Raw genomic sequence first — 17196 nt, 5'->3', positions numbered from 1 at the left:
TCTTGTAAAACCCAGCCATAAGGTTTACAATAGATTTATGATTAAAATTGAAACCGTATTAGATATTTTAAAAGAAGACCATAATTTTCGTGATATTGTTAAAGACGGAGAATACTTCTTCTCCTACAGCGGCTTGACTTTCGATAGTATCAGCTATGACAGCAGGGAAGCGGATGCCTCTACCCTCTTTTTTGTCAAGGGTGAGGCTTTTAAGAAAGAATTTCTAGAAAAAGCCGTCTCAGCTGGCCTGCGCTTTTATATCAGCGAGACAGACTTTCAAGTGGGCATTCCGGTCCTCTTGGTCAACGATGTCAAGCAGGCCATGAGTCTCTTAGCCATGGAATTTTACGGCCATCCGGAGAAGAAACTCAAATTACTTGCCTTTACTGGCACCAAGGGTAAGACAACTACAGCTTATTTTGCCTATCAAATCCTTTCCCAAAGTCATCGCCCTGCCCTGCTCTCGACTATGAACACTACTTTGGATGGAGAGACTTTCTTCAAGTCAACTCTGACTACACCAGAGAGCCTGGATCTTATCAAAATGATGGCCCAAGCCCTTGCTAATGGTCGGACCCATCTCATCATGGAAGTTTCCAGTCAGGCTTATCTCAAGAAAAGGGTCTATGGCCTAACCTTTGATGTCGGTGTCTTTCTCAATATCAGCCCCGACCATATCGGTCCAATCGAGCATCCTACTTTTGAGGATTATTTCTACAATAAGCGGCTCTTGATGGACCATAGCCGAGCAGTTATCGTAAATAGCGACATGGATCATTTCCAAATCGTGAAAGAGCAAGTCGCTTCTATGGAACATGATTTCTATGGAGCAGGCTCAAGCAATACTATCACGGATTCTCAGGCTTTCAGCTTTGAAGCTGCTGGGAAATTAGCTGGCCACTACGATATCCAGCTCATTGGCCGCTTCAATCAGGAAAATGCAATAGCAGCTGGCCTTGCCTGTCTGCGACTGGGCGCTAGCCTAGAAGACATCAAAAAAGGAATTGCCGCAACCCGAGTCCCAGGCCGCATGGAAGTTCTGACTCAGAAAAACGGCGCCAAGGTCTTCGTTGACTACGCTCACAATGGCGTCAGCCTGAGCAACCTACTGTCTGTGGTAGAGGAACACCAAAAGGGCAAGATTATCCTCCTCTTAGGTGCTACAGGCAACAAGGGTGAAAGTCGCCGCAAAGACTTCGGTCTCTTACTCAATCAGCATCCTGAGCTGACTGTTATCTTAACTGCGGATGACCCTAACTATGAAGATCCTATAGCCATTGCGGAGGAAATCGCATCCTACATCTCCTATCCAGTGGAAAAAATAGCCGACCGAGAAGAAGCCATCAAAAAAGCTCTCAGTCTGACAGACCAAGAGGGAGATGCCGTCATTCTGGCCGGTAAAGGAGCAGATGCTTACCAAATCGTAGAAGGAGAAAAAGTAGCCTATCCAGGAGACTATGCTCTTGCAGAAAAGTATTTATAAGGAAAAAGGCGAACATATCGCCTTTTTATTGTCGTTTTGTAAAAATTACCGCCATTTAATCAGCACATACATCAAGCTGGAGCCAAACATATCCGCCAAGGCGTGCATGAGAAAGAAAGGCAAGAGGTTCTTGACCTTGTACTTGTAAATGAAATAGTAAAAGAGACCGTACACCACTCCGATAACCAAGGCCCACAGCATGCCCTGATAGGTGTGGAAAGAAATCCGAATGATAGTAGAGTAGGCCAGCGCCCACCACTTATACTTATCCTTAACAGAGGTCATAAGACCCAGAAAGAAGAATTCTTCATAGAAGCCATTGAGAAGTCCGTAGAGGATGGCCATAGGTGTCAGTTCAGCAAATTTCCGGAAGATTTCCAGAATATCTACATAAGACCAGAGAGTTGGATCAAAGTAATTATACTCGCCGCTCAGCGTCGTCACAATGTCACCAAAGAACCCTACTGCTACAAAAATAAGAGGGGTCCAGAGGAGAACCGACCAGCTCAGACGAATAGGAAGCTGCTTAAAGTCAAAGCGCCGAAACAATAGGTAAAGAATGGTCAAGACCAGCATCAGCAGCTGAAAATTGAAATTGCTAGAAAAAGCCGCTCCTTCAGTGGCTGTATTGGTCACTGTTTCAGTCGCTCCTGTGCTGGAAGCTGGTGCAAAGCTAGCTAAATAAAGCTCCGTTGAGCGGTAAATAAACTGCCCAAACATGAGCAGGGTAATCACAGCAATATCAAACCACCTCAGCTCTTTCAAAGGCGTAGAGGGGCGTAGGTTTGTCAATAATTTCATCATTTCTCCTTTCACCACCTGTAAATTTATATCATCATTGCAGGTTCTTTTTTATATTTCTATCTTAGCATGAAAAGCTTAAATTTTTATTATTTACAATTTTATAAAACTTTTTTATTTTATTTTTATTAAATTGTCAGAAAACTCTTTTTTTAGAAAAATTTTTATGGTATAATAAAAGATGTAATTCTGATAGAAGAATCAGCCAGAAAGGAAGTCTATGTCCACTATCTCTGCAGCAAGTATCCAGGTCGCCTACGATCAAAAGGTTATTATTGACGGACTGGACTGCCAACTAGCCGAGGGAAAGATTACAACTATTATCGGTAGCAATGGCTGCGGTAAGTCCACTCTTCTCAAGGCTTTTACTCGTATTTTACCGACAAAAGCCGGCAACATAACCCTAGATGGACAGTCCATCGCCCTACTGCCGACCAAGGAGGTGGCGCAAAAGATTGCCTTGCTGCCCCAAACCATGGAGGCGACCGATGGCATCACTGTTTATGACCTGGTCTCTTATGGCCGCTTTCCGCATCAAACTGGTTTGGGACGGCTCAGTACAGAAGACCGGGAAAAAATCTGCTGGGCCATGGAAGCAACTCAAGTCAGCGAATTTTCAGACTGGCAGGTGGATGATTTGTCTGGAGGTCAGCGTCAGCGCGTCTGGATTGCTATGGCTTTAGCTCAAGATACAGAGACTATTTTTCTGGACGAGCCGACCACCTATCTGGATATGAATCACCAGCTGGAAATCCTGGAGTTGCTGAATGACCTCAACCGACTCAGCGGAAAAACCATTATCATGGTTCTACATGACATCAACCTAGCTGCCCGCTTTTCCCATCAGCTGATTGCTATGAAAAATGGGCGTATCCGGTATCAAGGAAGTGCTGAGCAGGTCATGACATCGGATATTCTGAGAGACATTTTTCAGATTGAAGCCCAGATTATTCGGGATCCTATTCAGGATAAGCCGCTCTGCCTCAGCTATCAGCTCGTTAAATAAGTCATGTATTCATAGATAAGTTTCCCATATCTTCTTCATGGATACAACTTCTAAACTTTTTATAGAATTGGAGGAAAAAATGAAAAAGTTTTTATCATTTGCCACCCTTACTGTCACCATCTTCCTTTTAGTTGCCTGCGGCAGCTCATCTAAATCCGAAAACTCTGCCTCTTCAGACAAGGTCGAGCTATCCAGCAAGCCCAAAATTGACGGATTCCACTACTACGGCGATATTCCTAAAAATCCAAAACGGATTGCCAGCCTCTCCTCTACCTACACAGGCTATTTGCTGCAACTAGGTTTCGACCCTGTCACTGTAACATCCTATGATGCTAAAAATCCTGTCCTCAAGGAAAAAGTCAAAAATGCCAAGGTTCTGATGCCGGAAGATTTGGAGTCTATCGCCAAGCAAAAGCCAGACCTTATCGTGGTAGATGCCAGTGACAAAAATATCGATGAACTAAAGAAAATCGCTCCAACTATTGCCATTGATTATGGAAAAAATGACTATTTAGAAATCCTGAATCGCTTTGGCCAAATCTTTGGTAAGGAAAAAGACGCTGATCAATGGATTGCTGATTGGAAGAGTAAAACAGCTGATATTGGCAAGCAGTTAAAAGAAAAGCTGGGACAAGATGTCACTTTCACGGTTGTCGGGCTATATGAAAAGGAAATCTACCTCTTCGGTAACAACTGGGGACGAGGCGGAGAAGTTATCTACAAATCTCTGGGATTTGATGCCCCACAAAAGGTGAAGGAGGAAGTATTCCCGAGTGGCTACTTGCAAGTCAGCCAAGAAACGGTGAGTGAGTATACTGGCGATTATGTCCTGGTTGCAGCTGAAGATGATAAAACGGGCAGTGCTCTTTACGAAAGCGATGTTTGGAAATCTATTCCCGCTGTCCAACAGAACCACATCTTAAAAGTGGATGCCAACGCCTTTTATTTCAACGATCCATTGACACTTGAATACGAACTCAAAACCATTCAAGACGGCCTTGAAAAAATGAACTAGGCCATTCCTTGCAGAAAACTTAGACTAGTAAAAAACATTGCTAGTAAGCGATATATCTCCTGACAGCTATTTGATTTTCGACTATATAAAGGATACCAGATGACGCTTCATACACTCTTCACTCAAAAAAATAGGCCAAATATTTTTTGGCTTGTTTTTTTCGCCCTCATTCTCCTGCTGATTAGCGGACTCTATCTCTACCTGCGCTTTGGCATTCCCAGCTACTCCCATCGGCAACTGATAGAAACACTGAGCCATCCCTTCAAGGAAAGTCCAGCGCAGAACATCATCATAGATCTGCGCTTACCTAGAGGAATTGCAGCTCTGCTAGTCGGAGCTAGCTTGGCCGTTTCAGGAGCCATCATGCAGGGGATTACCCGCAATGCCATTGCTGATCCAGGACTTTTGGGAATCAACTCAGGAGCCGGCCTAGCGCTCATCTGCGGTTATGCCTTTTCTAAGAGTATACACTACAGTAGCATCCTCCTGCTCTCACTTGCAGGAGCCTGTCTAGCCAGTATTCTGGTTTTTAGCCTCTCCTACCATCCTAGAAAAGGTTTTGAGCAACTACGTCTCGTCTTATCCGGTGCCATGGTAACAACACTCCTGACTGCCATCGGGCAAGGCTTGACCATTTACCTCAACCTGACCAATGCTGTCATCGGTTGGCAGGCTGGAGGGCTTCTAGGAACCAATTGGAAAATGCTGCAAATCATTGTTCCCTTTATCTTATTAGGCCTCTTACTGGCTCAGCTATTTTCTCACCAACTAACCATTCTCAGCCTCAATGAAACAGTAGCCAAGGGCTTAGGCCAGCGAACGACTCATATGACCCTGCTCTTTCTAAGCCTCGTTCTACTGTTATCAGCGGCAGCCGTTGCCCTAGTAGGAAGCCTTGCCCTCGTCGGACTGATTATTCCACACTTTGTCAAAACCATCAGCGGAAAGAACTACCAAAAAATCTTGCCACTGGCGATGCTAACAGGAGCGTTCTTTCTACTAATCTGTGATTTTGCTGCAAGTCATATGGTCGGTCTGCCTCTTAGCTCTATTATCAGTCTCGTTACGCTGCCAGTCTTCCTGTGGCTGATGAGAAAGGGGGCCTTCTATGAGAGATAAAAAACGGATTCTTTTGCTTCTAATAAGCCTCAGCCTCCTGACTTTCCTAATTTTCCTACTGTCTCTATCATCAGGCGATCAGGAATTTAACGTCGGAGAAGCTTTTCGATATCTGCTGGGGCAAGGAGATGATGGCAGCGCCTTTATCATGGAGCAGATCCGCCTGCCTCGAATTCTGGTCTGCCTTCTAGCAGGAGCTTCGCTAGGGATGAGCGGTGTACTACTGCAGACCTTTACTCGAAACCCACTTGCCGATTCAGGAACCTTGGGAATCAATGCAGGAGCTGGTGTTATCATTACTCTTGCTATCAGCAAGCTAGAAGTGACCGATCCTTTCTATATCCGCTATCTTCCCTTCATCGCGACCTTTGGCGGTATGCTGACAGTAGCCCTCATTTACCTGATTTCACATCAAAAAGGCCAAGCTATCAGTCCCGTCAAGCTCATTATTGCTGGCGTAACCTTGTCAACCATCCTGTCTTCCAGTATGATTGCCATCACCGGCCGTGTCAATCAGAACAAACTGACCTATGTAGTTAGCTGGCTAGCTGGTAAGATTACGGGCAATAACTGGGAAAGTCTAGCTATTTCTGGCCCCTTCTTGCTTTTATTCTGGCTGCTGACCTATCTGCGCTCCCACAAGCTCAATATCCTCAGCCTAAATGATGAAACAGCTCTAGGCCTGGGGCTTCATCTAAAAAGAGAGCGGCAGATAACCCTGTCATTAGCCAGTGCTCTCGTCGCCTTTAGTCTATCCCTAGCTGGAAATATAGTCTTCATCGGTATGTTGGCTAGCCATATCAGCAAACGATTCCTGCCTAGCGATCATCGCTTACTCTTTCCAGCCGCCATGCTGCTAGGCGCCTTTATCATGACAGGGGCAGATACTGTCACAAGAACCTTCCTCATCGGAAGCTCAGTCCCGACAGGCATTTTGATTTCCATTATTGGAGCTCCCTACTTCCTCTACCTTATGTATCAGCAAAAAAAATAATCAGCCGAATAATCGACTGATTGTTTTTTTATTTATCCAAGCTGTTTTTGATACCTTCAACGGCACCTTCTACAGCTTCTTTAGCATCTTCAGCAACTTCTTTGGCTTTAGCAACTGTTTTTTCTACAAAGCCTTCTGCTTCTGTCTTGTTATCTCCTGTAACTTTGCCAACGCCTTCTTTAACAGCGCCTTTAGCTTGATCGAATTTATTTTCTAGTGACATATGATTGCCTCCGTTCTTTTTTTACAGTATCCGATACCGTTTACAGTAGTATATGTTTTTTCTTTTCAAAGGTCAAATATTCTGCTCATTCTACAGGAACATCAGTCCAGATGAAAAGTAAATCTCTCCTTATCAAAGCTTGCCTGTAACTCATACTTGCCTGCTTCGTTTTGCCGGATATAGCCCAAAATCACTAGGCTATCGACAAAAATGTCCCGCCGTTTCTGCATGAGCTCATCCTTGCGGACATACTTAAGAAGAAAGGTCGTCATATACTTTAGTGCATACTCGGGATTGACATCGCCCAAGACAGCATAGAGGGGCTTTTGTGCCTCAGACAGGGGATACTGGCGCTGCATCTTGTAAAAATAATTTGCCAAGGTCAGCTTATCCCGCAAAAAATCCGTCTCTTCCAGCAAGACCGCCGCATTGGTCTGATTGGAAAGCTGGGTCTCAAAGCGCAGCTCCAACAGTTCCTGATAGAGGGGACTGTCATCACGGATAAAGACCTCCTGATCCAAACGCAAATCCTCCAAACTTTCCACAAAAGGCAGCGTCAGGTAATATCGCTTGTTCTCCCGCTTAATGTAGCCAGCTTTGATATAGTCCTCTATTGAGCGGTCAATGTTGGCCACGCTCTCAAAGTCTCTCTTAATCTCCCGCAGAATCACTGCCTCATGCTGATCCAAATAATCAATCAGCTCCTGAAAAAAAGGCTGGCGCGTCAAACGACTGGGATTGATGATTTTAATCATGTAGTTCTCCTTTGTAGATGAGTTTTTTTGACTGAGCCAGCTGGCTAGGATTCGTCCCAGGCTGATTTAAGGGCACATCTAAGCCCAATTCTCGATAGTATGCCTTCCAAAAATCAGAAATCAGATTTTTCTCATCGCCAAACTGCATGGGAATCGTATCAAAAATCGGCAAAATTTCCGCAATATACTCCGAACAGTAAAAACCATCGGACTGCGGATAGAAGCTGAAATTGTATGGCTTTCCTAGATGTAATTTGGCCCTTTTAAAGACTGCTTCTGCTTCAATAGCTGGATAGCAGTACACGTCATAAACATCCTCATCTTGTAAAAAATCAGACAAATCTTGATTGACAACACCATTCTCATGGGTTGCATGATAAATCTCACCATTAAAAAAGATGGCCACGTGGCTATATGAACCAGTTGCTGCTCGGATTGCAGCAGCAATTTCTGAAGCTCCGACTGTAAAAATCAAATCTCCGTCTTGTAAATCTTGAATCTTCATTTCTCTCGCCTATCAAAAAAGGAGCCGAAACTCCTTTTTAGTATGAGGGGAATGGTCCCTCATCTAGTAACTTATTTAACCAAATAAGCTCTTTAAGCACTAAAGCTTTCTGTCAGTTGAGGCACCACTTGCTTCTTACGAGAAACAGCGCCTGCTAGGAAAGCATGGTTGTTTTCAAGAACAAAGTTGAAGGCTGCTTCGACCTTGTCCATATTGCTTCCGATAGCCAAAATTTCTGAGTTTGAGTTAATAATATCTGTAATCATCAAGACAAAGTCAGAGTAGCCATTATCAGCGATTGCTTTTTCAATAGCCGCTTCGATTTCTGCTTGACGCTCCAAGACTTCAGCAATATCAACTGTGTTGACCTGTGCCACACGGACATTGTTTCCGTTCAGCTCAAATGTTTTCGCATCGATGTCAATCAATTCTTCTGCAGACTTGCTAGCCAAGTTTGTACCTGCCTTAAGCATTACCAAACCATACTCTTCCAAGTTGACACCAGCCAGCTCAGCCAATTCTGGTGCAATGACCTTATCAGTTGGATGAGTTGTTGGTGACTTAAGCAAGAGAGTATCAGAGATCAAACCAGACAGCATCAATCCTGCAATTTCTTTTGGAACTTCTACGCCGTGCTCCTTGAACATACGGTAAACAATAGAGGAAGCAGATCCCACTGGCTCCAAGCGCATGTAAAGCGGACTAGCTGTTTCAAAGTTAGCAACACGGTGGTGGTCCACCACGCCATAAACTTCAACTTCAGCAATATCTGCCACAGACTGCTGGAATTCATTGTGGTCTGTCAAGATGACTTGCTCAGCCCCTTCTGCCTTGGCAGATGTAATCACGCGCGGTGCAGCCACGCCAAAATAATCCAATACAAAGGCTGTTTCTTCATTAGGCTCACCCAGAGCAACAGCTTCTGTATCCAAGCCATAAGCTTCGCGAGCCAAATAAGCAAAAGCGTAAGATGAACCGATAGCATCTGAATCAGGATTTTGATGACCGAAAACTAAAATTTTAGACATGATAAACCTCTTCTTTTATATAAACTTATTGCATTTATTTTACCACAATTACAGGCATTTCACAAAAGCAGAAGGACATTTTCTTAAGAAAAATGGACTGGTCAACCCACCAGCCCATTTATTCGTACTCAAAGTAGATTAGCTATTATGCACCCGATTCATATACTCTGTATAGGACTCCGTCTGCATGAGTTCCTTGGCATTCTTGACCCGATCAGCTGTTGGAGGCTTAACTCCTTCCAGTTTGTAAGGGATACCCAGCTCCCGCCATTTGAATTCACCCATGGTATGGTAAGGTAGAATTTCAAACTTATCAACATTCTTCAGAGTCTTTACAAATTTACCTAGCTCAATCAAGTCATCATCACGGTCGGTCAATCCCGGCACCAAGACGTGACGAATCCAGACTGGCTTTCCAATGTCAGACAAGTACTTGGCACAAGCCAAGATATTCTTGTTGGTCTGGCTGGTCACAATTTTGTGCTGTTCTTCGTTAATCTCTTTGATATCTAGCAAGACTAAATCCGTCACTGCCATAAGCTTGTCAAATTTTTTCAGATAGCGAGGCGTATTTCTGAATGGTAGGGCACAGGTATCCAATGTACAGTGGATGCCCAGCTCCTTAGCCTTGGTAAAGAGGGCAATTAGAAAATCAATCTGCAGCAAGGCTTCTCCTCCACTGACAGTAATACCCCCTTTATTCCCCCAGAAACCCTTATAACGGAGAGCTTCTTGCAAGACATCATCCACTGTCCGCAGCTGAGATTTGTTAGTCTCCATCTCCCATGTGTCCGGATTATGGCAGTACTGGCAGCGCATGTGGCATCCCTGCAAAAAAACAATAAAACGGATACCCGGTCCATCAACAGCTCCAAAACTTTCGGTGGAGTGGACCATGCCCGTTACCTTTCCATAATCAACTGCTTCTTCAATTTTCTCTTCAACCATCGCGCAACCTCTTAACTCTGAAAACGTTTTATAACTAACTACATTATAACATGATTAAAGCAAAAATAAACTTAATTTGCCTATTTTTTAGAAAACAAACTGTTTTTCAGTTTCATTTTCAGTGTTTTACAACAGATAAAAATTTTGAGCGAAAGCAGTAGGCAAAAAAATCAGGGCAAAATCTTTATTCCACCCTGATTTCACTTTTTAAATTGATTTTAGTTAATTTCTGCTTCTCTTTTTGAGAGTAAAAGCAAACATTAGCAAGGCCAATCCCAAAACTGCCCAGCCACTGTTATTTTGACCGGTCTGCGGGAGCCCCTTCTTCTTGCTGCTAGCTGTCTGACCTTGTCCAGTTTGATTGGACGATGGAGGATTGGTCTGAGAAGGAACTCCTTGCTCTGCTGCTACAGAAGATTGTCCAGTTGACTGAGACGGCTGGGAACTGTCAGATGTTGAAGCTGCTACATCCTTAGAAAAGTCCAGCTGCACCACTACTGGATCATGGTCTGAAGCTCTGCCATGTTCCTCCATGAAAGAGGCATTGATATGGACAGGTGCAAAGACCGCCTTGCCTGCCAGGTTCTTCGAAATGAAAATATTGTCCAAGCTTTGGTTGCTGCCGCGGTAGAAGTAGGAATAACGGTCAGCCGCATCATGCTCCTGCATGAGATTAATCAGTTCATTGCCCGCCAGTGCTTTAGCTGTTTCGGAAAATTCAAAATCATTGAAATCTCCAGTCAGTACAAACTTAAGGTTAGGATTTTGTCTCAGCCCTTCTTGAACAAAGCTATTTAAAATTTTAGCCTGCTCTATCCGAGCAGCCTGCGTATGCTGAACTGCTGGCTGAGCGGAGCCATAAACGGCATCATCCCCAATCTTGGACTTCAAATGATTGGCGATAACAACGATATGCTGTCCCTTGAATTCAAACTCAGCTGCCAAGGATTTACGAACCTTAGTAAAGGCTGGATTTGTTGGAGCAATCCGGGCAGGATTCTTAACCAAATGGCCACCAGAGAAGCTAGCTGCTTCGTCACTCGTACCAGCTTCTTTTTCGACTAACTTCACCCGATTTGGATCGTAGAGAAAGGCCACGCGGATATTAGAGCCAGGCTTGCCTCCATCTTGACCGTCAAGTGGGGCAACTTCGGTGTACTTATAAGTTTTTCCGCCCAGTTCTTTGATGCGGGCCGCTAGTTTTTCACCACTTTTGACACCGCTGGTCGTTCCGTCATTGACACTGCCATTCTCATCTTGAACCTCAATGAGCGTAATGATATCTGGACTATGGATTTCATTGATAAAGGAATTAGCGATTCTAGTCACTTTTTCCTCAGGCGTTTCACCTTTTTTAGCATTAGCAGAAAAATTCTCGATATTGTAGGAAGCAATAGTCAGCTTGTCCTCGCTTGGATAGATAGGAGAGACCTGTCTCTGCAAGCCACCGTCCACCAAATCAGGCAGCTGAGTCGGCTCCAACTTGTAAATCTTCCCACGATAGGTCACAACACCGACCACATCACCATTGAAATAATCCTTGGCCTTGGCAATAAATTTATTGCCAACATAGACTGGAATGGTTGCGGTATTTTGGGCGTTTGGACGAAGATTGAGACCTCCGATATTGTTTAATGGCAAGGCTTGGTAGCCTTCAGGTAAGAGATAAATGTCTCCACGGTACTGCGGGCCTAAAACGCGGGGCATCTTCACCGTCGTCAACATTCCTTCCAAACTTTCCCAGTAGTCCAACGCTTCACTTTGAGGCTGATAGTTATTAATATCGTTATCGACCGTATCCTGAGGCATATTAGCCACGATGTCTACTGGAGCAGGTAAGTCAGCTTTCCCTTCCTTGATCACCTTGGAAGCGACAAGCATGGTGACTGTCAAGCTATCACTGGGCTTGTTGAAAGTTTGCCCCTGACGAACGCTGAGCTCTTCCATATAGCCTTCTTTGACACGACCTTCAAGACTAAGTTTGTCTCCAACATCGACTTTTTCTTTAGAAACAACATAAAGGGCATCAGAAGTCCTGCTATTTCCATCAGGAGTCACGTCTTGAACATAAAAACCATAGCGGTCTGTTTTCGTCACAACTACATTGGAAACTTGAACTTCTTTGTCCTCATAGGGAGAGGCTTGTGATTCTCCCTGAATGGTTCCCACATTGGGCACAGCTTCTGGTCCGCTAGCCGCAGCTTGTGCTGCAGCAGGGGCTTGGTCTGCCTTTTCCACTGTCTCTGTAGAAGCTGGCCTTGACTCTCCCGATTCTACAGATGGACCCTCCGCTTGACTGGCAACCGACTCATCGCTTATAGTTGGATTCTCTGTAAGAGCTGCCGCATCTGAAGTCGACGAACTTACTGCTTCTTCTGCTCCGACCGGTTGGACAGAAAAAAGCAGGAATAAAAAAGCAACTAGCAAGACCACTGTGGGAAAGAGCTGCTTGTACGAAACTTGTTTTTTCATGAACTTCTCCTTTTCTGTATAAATGTATATTATCCTATTTAATTTTTATTATAAAGAAAAGAATCAAATTTTGCAAAGGCTTTCTTAAAATTCTGTATTATTTTCTCTCGCTTCAGACAAATACTTGTCTAGGCTGGCCCAACAAATAAAAAAGAATCTGGAATTTTTTCCAGATTCTTTCGAGACTTTAGTTTTCACCTATTAAGATTGCCAAGGTTTCGTATGGCTGCAGGGTCAGCACATGGTCAACCTGATTCTTGCCGTAGTTGGATAGGAGAACCTGACCATTTTGATAATCCGGCAGGATGTCCACTGTAATCGGATCAGCATAAAAGTTGTTAAGGACTAAAAGTTTTTGTCCTTGCCACTCCCGCTCAAAGGCATAGACCTGAGGACTGTCCTCATAGGCTGGCTGATAGCTGCCCTCTGCGATGATAGGTAGTTCCTTACGCAGGGCAATCAATTTCTGATAAAAGGTAAAAATCGGTCCCTTGATTTCATTTTCCACATTGATAAGAGGATAGGATTTGCCCGCCTTCAGCCATGGAGTTCCTGTTGTAAAACCTGCATTGACCGAATCATCCCACTGCATAGGCGTCCGAGAATTATCACGAGATTTAGCCTTGATAATCTTGAAAGCTGCTTCTGGCGATTGACCTTCAGCAAGTAAACTCTGGTATGCATTGAGAGACTCGACATCCATATAATCTTCCATGGAGTCATAATCAGGGTCCACCATGCCAATCTCCTCCCCCATGTAGATATAAGGCGTCCCGCGAGACAGATGAATACTGGCTGCCAGCATGGTCGCCCCTTCATTACGAAAATCCTCTACATTGACAAAGCGATTGAGAGCTCGCGGCTGATCATGGTTGTTCCAAAAGAGGGCTGACCAGCCATCATGATCGCTCATTTCCTTACCCCAAGTGTGGAAGAGGCGTTTTAACTCTTCAAAGTCAAAGGCCTTAAGCGTCCATTTCTGTCCAGCTTCATAGTCCACCTTGAGATGATGGAAATTAAAAGCCATGGACAGCTCCTGCCGGTCTGGTGCCGTGTAAAGAATGCAATTGTCAATCGTCGTAGCACTCATTTCGCCAACCGTCATAACGGAATCGTCCTGCCCAAAGGTCGCTTCATTCATCATACGCAGATAGTCATGCACGATTGGCTTATCAGTATAGGCCGGCTTGCCCTCCTGCTCTGGACAGTCCAACAGCACCTCATCTTTTCCGATGACGTTGATGACATCAAAGCGGAAGCCCTTGACGCCCTTGTCCCGCCAAAAATTCACCACTTTAAAGAGCTCTTGACGAACATTGGGGTTGCGCCAGTTAAGATCAGCTTGAGTGACATCATAGAGATGCAGATAATATTTGCCCGTATCGCCAAATGGAGCCCAGGCGCTGCCGCCAAACTTGGACAGCCAGTCCGTCGGCTCATCCCGCAGGATAAAGAAATCCTGATAGTAGGAATCCCCAGCCAGTGCCTTTTGGAACCACTCATGTTCAATCGAGCAGTGGTTAAGAACCATGTCTAGCATGAAGTCAATACCATACTGCTGGCCGACCTTGACCATCTCTTCAAAATCTGCCATATCTCCAAAGATAGGGTCTACCGCAGTATAGTCAGAAATATCATAACCATTGTCCCGCTGCGGACTCGGATAGAAAGGATTGAGCCAAATCATATCTACTCCCAGCTCTTTCAAGTAGGGAAGTTTTTCAATAATCCCTCGAAAATCTCCCAAACCATTGCCAGTTGTGTCTTTAAAAGATTTTGGATAAATTTGGTAGACAACCTTTGTTTTATCAAGTGTCATATTTTCTCCTTTTTTGAGAAAAGGGACAGATTTTAAAGCACCGTCCCTTTCTATAAGTCATTTCATTTTTCTTTAAAGTGGCTTAACGTTCATCAACTGACTTCCTCGCTCAACTGCCCGAGGAAGTTGTTCAAGTTCCTCCACTTGATAACTGTCTGAGTTTGTAATGATGACTGGTGTTTCTGTTACATAGCCTGCTTTCTTAATCATGTCTATATCAAAGGAAATGAGTTTGTCGCCAACCTTGACCTTATCTCCTTGAGATACATAACCTTCAAAGCCTTTGCCCTCCAGATTAACAGTGTCCATTCCGATATGCATCAGGATTTCAACACCTTCATCTGACAAGATGCCGATGGCATGCTTGGTTGGGAAGAAGACGGTTACTCTACCATTAACTGGTGAAACCAACTCACCTTGGCTAGGGACAATGACAACTCCACGCCCCATCAAACCTTGCGCAAAGACAGGATCCGTTGCCTGATTCAATTCTTTGACTTCCCCTGCCAACGGACTAGTAATCGTTACAGGAGCTGATGAATCAGCTGCTTGCACCTCTGGAGATGACTCGGCTTTGGTTTGCCCAGCAAATTCTGCCTCTTCCTGAGCTGCAAATTCTGCTTGCAATTCTGGATCTTCCTCTGCCTTCGTTAAGAAGCCTGTCTTGTGGAAGAAGAAAGTCAGGAACATTGGTACAAGGATTGCTACAAGCATAACTAGAAGGAAAGGAAGCCAATAGTTTGCTTGAATAGAAAGGATGGCTGGTAAGCCACCGACACCAATACCAGTTGCTGTAACATTAAAGCTAAGGGACAAGACTCCGGCAATAGACGAACCAATCATCCCCGCAACAAATGGGTAAACGTACTTGACATTGACCCCAAAGAGAGCCGGCTCAGTAACTCCAAGGTAAGCAGAAATGGTCGCTGGAAGCGAAATTTGTGCCTCTCTTTCATCACGACGATGCATGAGATAGTAGGCAAATACAGCTGAACCTTGAGCAATATTAGACAGAGCAATCATGGGCCAAAGAGCTGTTCCACCATAATCATTAGCTAACTGTGTATCAATCGCATTGGTCATATGGTGAAGACCTGTAATCACAAACGGAGCATAAAGGGCACCAAATACTGCACCAAACAACCATTTGAATGATCCTGTCAAACCAAGAAATACGAACTTAGACATTCCTTGTCCAACCCACCAGCCAAAAGGACCTAAAATCGTGTGAGCCAAAATCAAAGCTGGAAGCAGAGAAAGCAAAGGAACAAAAATCATAGAAATCACTTCCGGAATCCGTTTACGCCAGAAAATTTCTAAGTAAGAGAGAGACAGACCAGACAAGAGAGCCGGAATGACCTGACCTTGGTAACCATATTTGTGAAACTCAAGTATCCCAAAATACCAAGTGTAGTCTTTAGCAATCACAGCTTTAGAGGTATTGGCTACATCATAAGCATTCAGCAAATGTGGAGAAACCAAACAAATACCTAAGACAATCCCAAGAATCTGACTGGTTCCCATCTTACGGGAGATAGACCAAGTAATCCCCACTGGTAAGAAGTGGAAGACTGCTTGTGCCGGCAGCCAAAGAAAGTCATTAACATTGCTCCAGAATTTGGACACATCCACAATTGTATTATAAACCGGTTGTCCATTTTTTACTTGTGCAACTCCATCAACAATCTTTCTACCCAAAGCTTCAATATGCACGCCCTCAAGGACATTGCGGAAGCCAAGGATTAACCCTCCGACAATCAAGGCTGGAATCAAGGGTGTAAAAATTTCCGCCAGAGTGGCCATAACCCGCTGAAGGGGATTTTGCTTGCTCTTGGCAGCAGACTTGGCTGCTTCTTTTGATACTCCTTCAATACCTGATACAGCAGTGAAGTCATTATAAAAGATTGGCACATCATTTCCAATGATGACTTGGAATTGCCCAGCATTTGTGAAAGTTCCCTTGACCACTGGAATTGCCTCAATAGCCTTGACATTGGCCTTTTTATCATCTCCAAGTACAAAGCGCATCCGCGTTGCGCAGTGACTAACTGCTGTGACATTCTCTTTGCCGCCGATTGCATCTAGCAGATCCTTGGCTTCCTTCTCAAATTTTCCCATTTGACTACTGGCTGAATGAGAATCCAGCACTCTCCTTATATTTTTTACGAGTTAGTTTTTCAACACATCTCTACAAATTATTGTAATCGATTTCAAAGATGTATGCAAGTTGTTTGTTGAAAATATCCCTCATTTTTGATAAAATTTTCTATGTTGTATGCAAAAAAGAAAACAAGTGAAGTTTATGATGAAGAAATACAAACAATTGTTCAAACAGATTGAGAAAGATATTTTAGACGAGCGTTATGCTGTCGGAGACTTCTTACCCAGCGAGCATCAGCTGACAGAAGACTACCAGGTCAGCCGCGACACTGTGCGCAAGGCTCTGGCTCTGTTGCAGGAAGAAGGATTGATTGAAAAGGTCCGCGGACAGGGTTCCAAAATCATCAAGCAGGAACAGTTCGACTTTCCAGTGTCTAAGCTGACCAGCTATCAAGAAGTAGTCAAGCAGAATAATATGCAGTCCAAAACCAATGTTGTCAGCTTAGAAAAGATTACCGTAGATCAGAAACTGTCCGACATCACTGGCTTCCCTCCCTACCGACTGGTTTGGCGAATCGTCCGTCAGCGAGTTGTAGACCAAGTCGCCTCTGTATTAGATATTGACTATTTAGACAAGGGCATCGTCCCTGACCTGACAAGGGAAATCGCTGAGCAGTCCATTTATGCCTATTTGGAAAATGACTTAAAGCTCAATATAGCTTATGCCAAGAAGGAATTTACCATTGACCACGCCAATGACCGAGACAAGATTCTCATGGACCTCGGCAAGGACCAGCAAGTCGTCTCTGTCAAATCCCAGGTCTATCTGGCAGACGGCCGCCAGTTTCAATATACCGAGAGCCGTCACAAGCTGGACAAATTTCGCTTTGTGGATTTTGCTAAGCGCCAGAAAGAATAACCTTGAGTT

Annotated in this window: 15 protein-coding genes; 6 read left to right on the top strand and 9 right to left on the bottom strand. The window is 44.3% G+C overall.

The features are described from left to right. Positions 1 to 37: 37 nt before the first annotated feature. A complete protein-coding gene (locus tag MFP28_RS03215) occupies positions 38 to 1483 on the top strand; it encodes a UDP-N-acetylmuramoyl-L-alanyl-D-glutamate--L-lysine ligase (RefSeq protein ID WP_002905917.1) in 1446 nt (481 codons plus the stop codon). Positions 1484 to 1528: 45 nt separating this feature from the next. Here the strand turns inward: MFP28_RS03215 and MFP28_RS03210 are convergent, their stop codons facing one another. Then, positions 1529 to 2284, bottom strand: a complete 756-nt coding sequence (locus MFP28_RS03210) for a CPBP family intramembrane glutamic endopeptidase (RefSeq protein WP_032915801.1) — start codon at positions 2282 to 2284, stop codon at positions 1529 to 1531. A gap of 220 nt (positions 2285 to 2504) precedes the next feature. Here MFP28_RS03210 and MFP28_RS03205 point away from each other — a divergent pair, with 220 nt between their 5' ends. The 4 genes from MFP28_RS03205 (at position 2505) to MFP28_RS03190 (ending at position 6418) form a co-directional block, all read left to right on the top strand. After that, positions 2505 to 3290: an ABC transporter ATP-binding protein gene (locus tag MFP28_RS03205; protein WP_002905915.1), complete on the top strand. Its 786-nt coding sequence runs from the start codon at positions 2505 to 2507 to the stop codon at positions 3288 to 3290. 79 nt (positions 3291 to 3369) lie between these two features. Beyond that, entirely contained in the window at positions 3370 to 4305 is a 936-nt protein-coding gene (locus MFP28_RS03200; protein ID WP_032915800.1) for an iron-hydroxamate ABC transporter substrate-binding protein, read from the top strand. A gap of 99 nt (positions 4306 to 4404) precedes the next feature. Beyond that, positions 4405 to 5424 (top strand): FecCD family ABC transporter permease, encoded by a 1020-nt coding sequence (locus MFP28_RS03195; RefSeq protein WP_002905913.1) that lies wholly within the window; start codon positions 4405 to 4407, stop codon positions 5422 to 5424. After that, the gene (locus MFP28_RS03190) at positions 5414 to 6418 is read left to right on the top strand and encodes a FecCD family ABC transporter permease (protein WP_002905912.1); all 1005 of its coding nucleotides are present in this window, start codon (positions 5414 to 5416) and stop codon (positions 6416 to 6418) included. Before MFP28_RS03195 ends, MFP28_RS03190 begins: the two co-directional genes overlap by 11 nt. A 28-nt stretch (positions 6419 to 6446) precedes the next feature. Here MFP28_RS03190 and MFP28_RS03185 read toward each other — a convergent pair whose 3' ends face one another. The 8 genes from MFP28_RS03185 to treP all read right to left on the bottom strand — a co-directional run bounded on the left by MFP28_RS03185 (position 6447) and on the right by treP (position 16286). Continuing rightward, complete coding sequence (locus MFP28_RS03185) at positions 6447 to 6641, bottom strand: CsbD family protein (RefSeq protein WP_002894655.1); 195 nt, start codon at positions 6639 to 6641, stop codon at positions 6447 to 6449. A gap of 101 nt (positions 6642 to 6742) precedes the next feature. Beyond that, on the bottom strand, positions 6743 to 7396 hold the full coding sequence (locus tag MFP28_RS03180; protein ID WP_002905911.1) for a DUF1803 domain-containing protein: 654 nt from the start codon (positions 7394 to 7396) through the stop codon (positions 6743 to 6745). Continuing rightward, positions 7389 to 7901, bottom strand: coding sequence for a YiiX/YebB-like N1pC/P60 family cysteine hydrolase (locus MFP28_RS03175; RefSeq protein WP_002905910.1), 513 nt, complete (start codon positions 7899 to 7901; stop codon positions 7389 to 7391). The genes MFP28_RS03180 and MFP28_RS03175 overlap by 8 nt, the downstream gene beginning before the upstream one ends. A gap of 92 nt (positions 7902 to 7993) precedes the next feature. Continuing rightward, complete coding sequence (locus MFP28_RS03170; RefSeq protein ID WP_002905909.1) at positions 7994 to 8929, bottom strand: manganese-dependent inorganic pyrophosphatase; 936 nt, start codon at positions 8927 to 8929, stop codon at positions 7994 to 7996. A gap of 138 nt (positions 8930 to 9067) precedes the next feature. Further along, positions 9068 to 9877, bottom strand: coding sequence for a pyruvate formate-lyase-activating protein (pflA, locus tag MFP28_RS03165; RefSeq protein WP_002905907.1), 810 nt, complete (start codon positions 9875 to 9877; stop codon positions 9068 to 9070). Positions 9878 to 10099: 222 nt separating this feature from the next. Further along, positions 10100 to 12349, bottom strand: a complete 2250-nt coding sequence (locus tag MFP28_RS03160) for an endonuclease/exonuclease/phosphatase family protein (RefSeq protein ID WP_002905906.1) — start codon at positions 12347 to 12349, stop codon at positions 10100 to 10102. Positions 12350 to 12536: 187 nt separating this feature from the next. Next, the gene (gene treC / locus MFP28_RS03155; RefSeq protein WP_002905905.1) at positions 12537 to 14168 is read right to left on the bottom strand and encodes an alpha,alpha-phosphotrehalase; all 1632 of its coding nucleotides are present in this window, start codon (positions 14166 to 14168) and stop codon (positions 12537 to 12539) included. Between the two features lie 72 nt (positions 14169 to 14240). Then, positions 14241 to 16286: a PTS system trehalose-specific EIIBC component gene (gene treP / locus MFP28_RS03150; protein WP_002899775.1), complete on the bottom strand. Its 2046-nt coding sequence runs from the start codon at positions 16284 to 16286 to the stop codon at positions 14241 to 14243. A 187-nt stretch (positions 16287 to 16473) separates the two neighbouring features. Between treP and treR the strand changes: the two genes are divergently transcribed. Beyond that, the gene (gene treR / locus MFP28_RS03145) at positions 16474 to 17187 is read left to right on the top strand and encodes a trehalose operon repressor (RefSeq protein WP_032909640.1); all 714 of its coding nucleotides are present in this window, start codon (positions 16474 to 16476) and stop codon (positions 17185 to 17187) included. Positions 17188 to 17196 lie beyond the last annotated feature (9 nt).

Source organism: Streptococcus sanguinis, assembly GCF_050234405.1.
GTDB classification, from domain to species: Bacteria; Bacillota; Bacilli; order Lactobacillales; family Streptococcaceae; genus Streptococcus; species Streptococcus sanguinis_W.
This window is presented reverse-complemented; position numbering and strand designations above follow the sequence as displayed.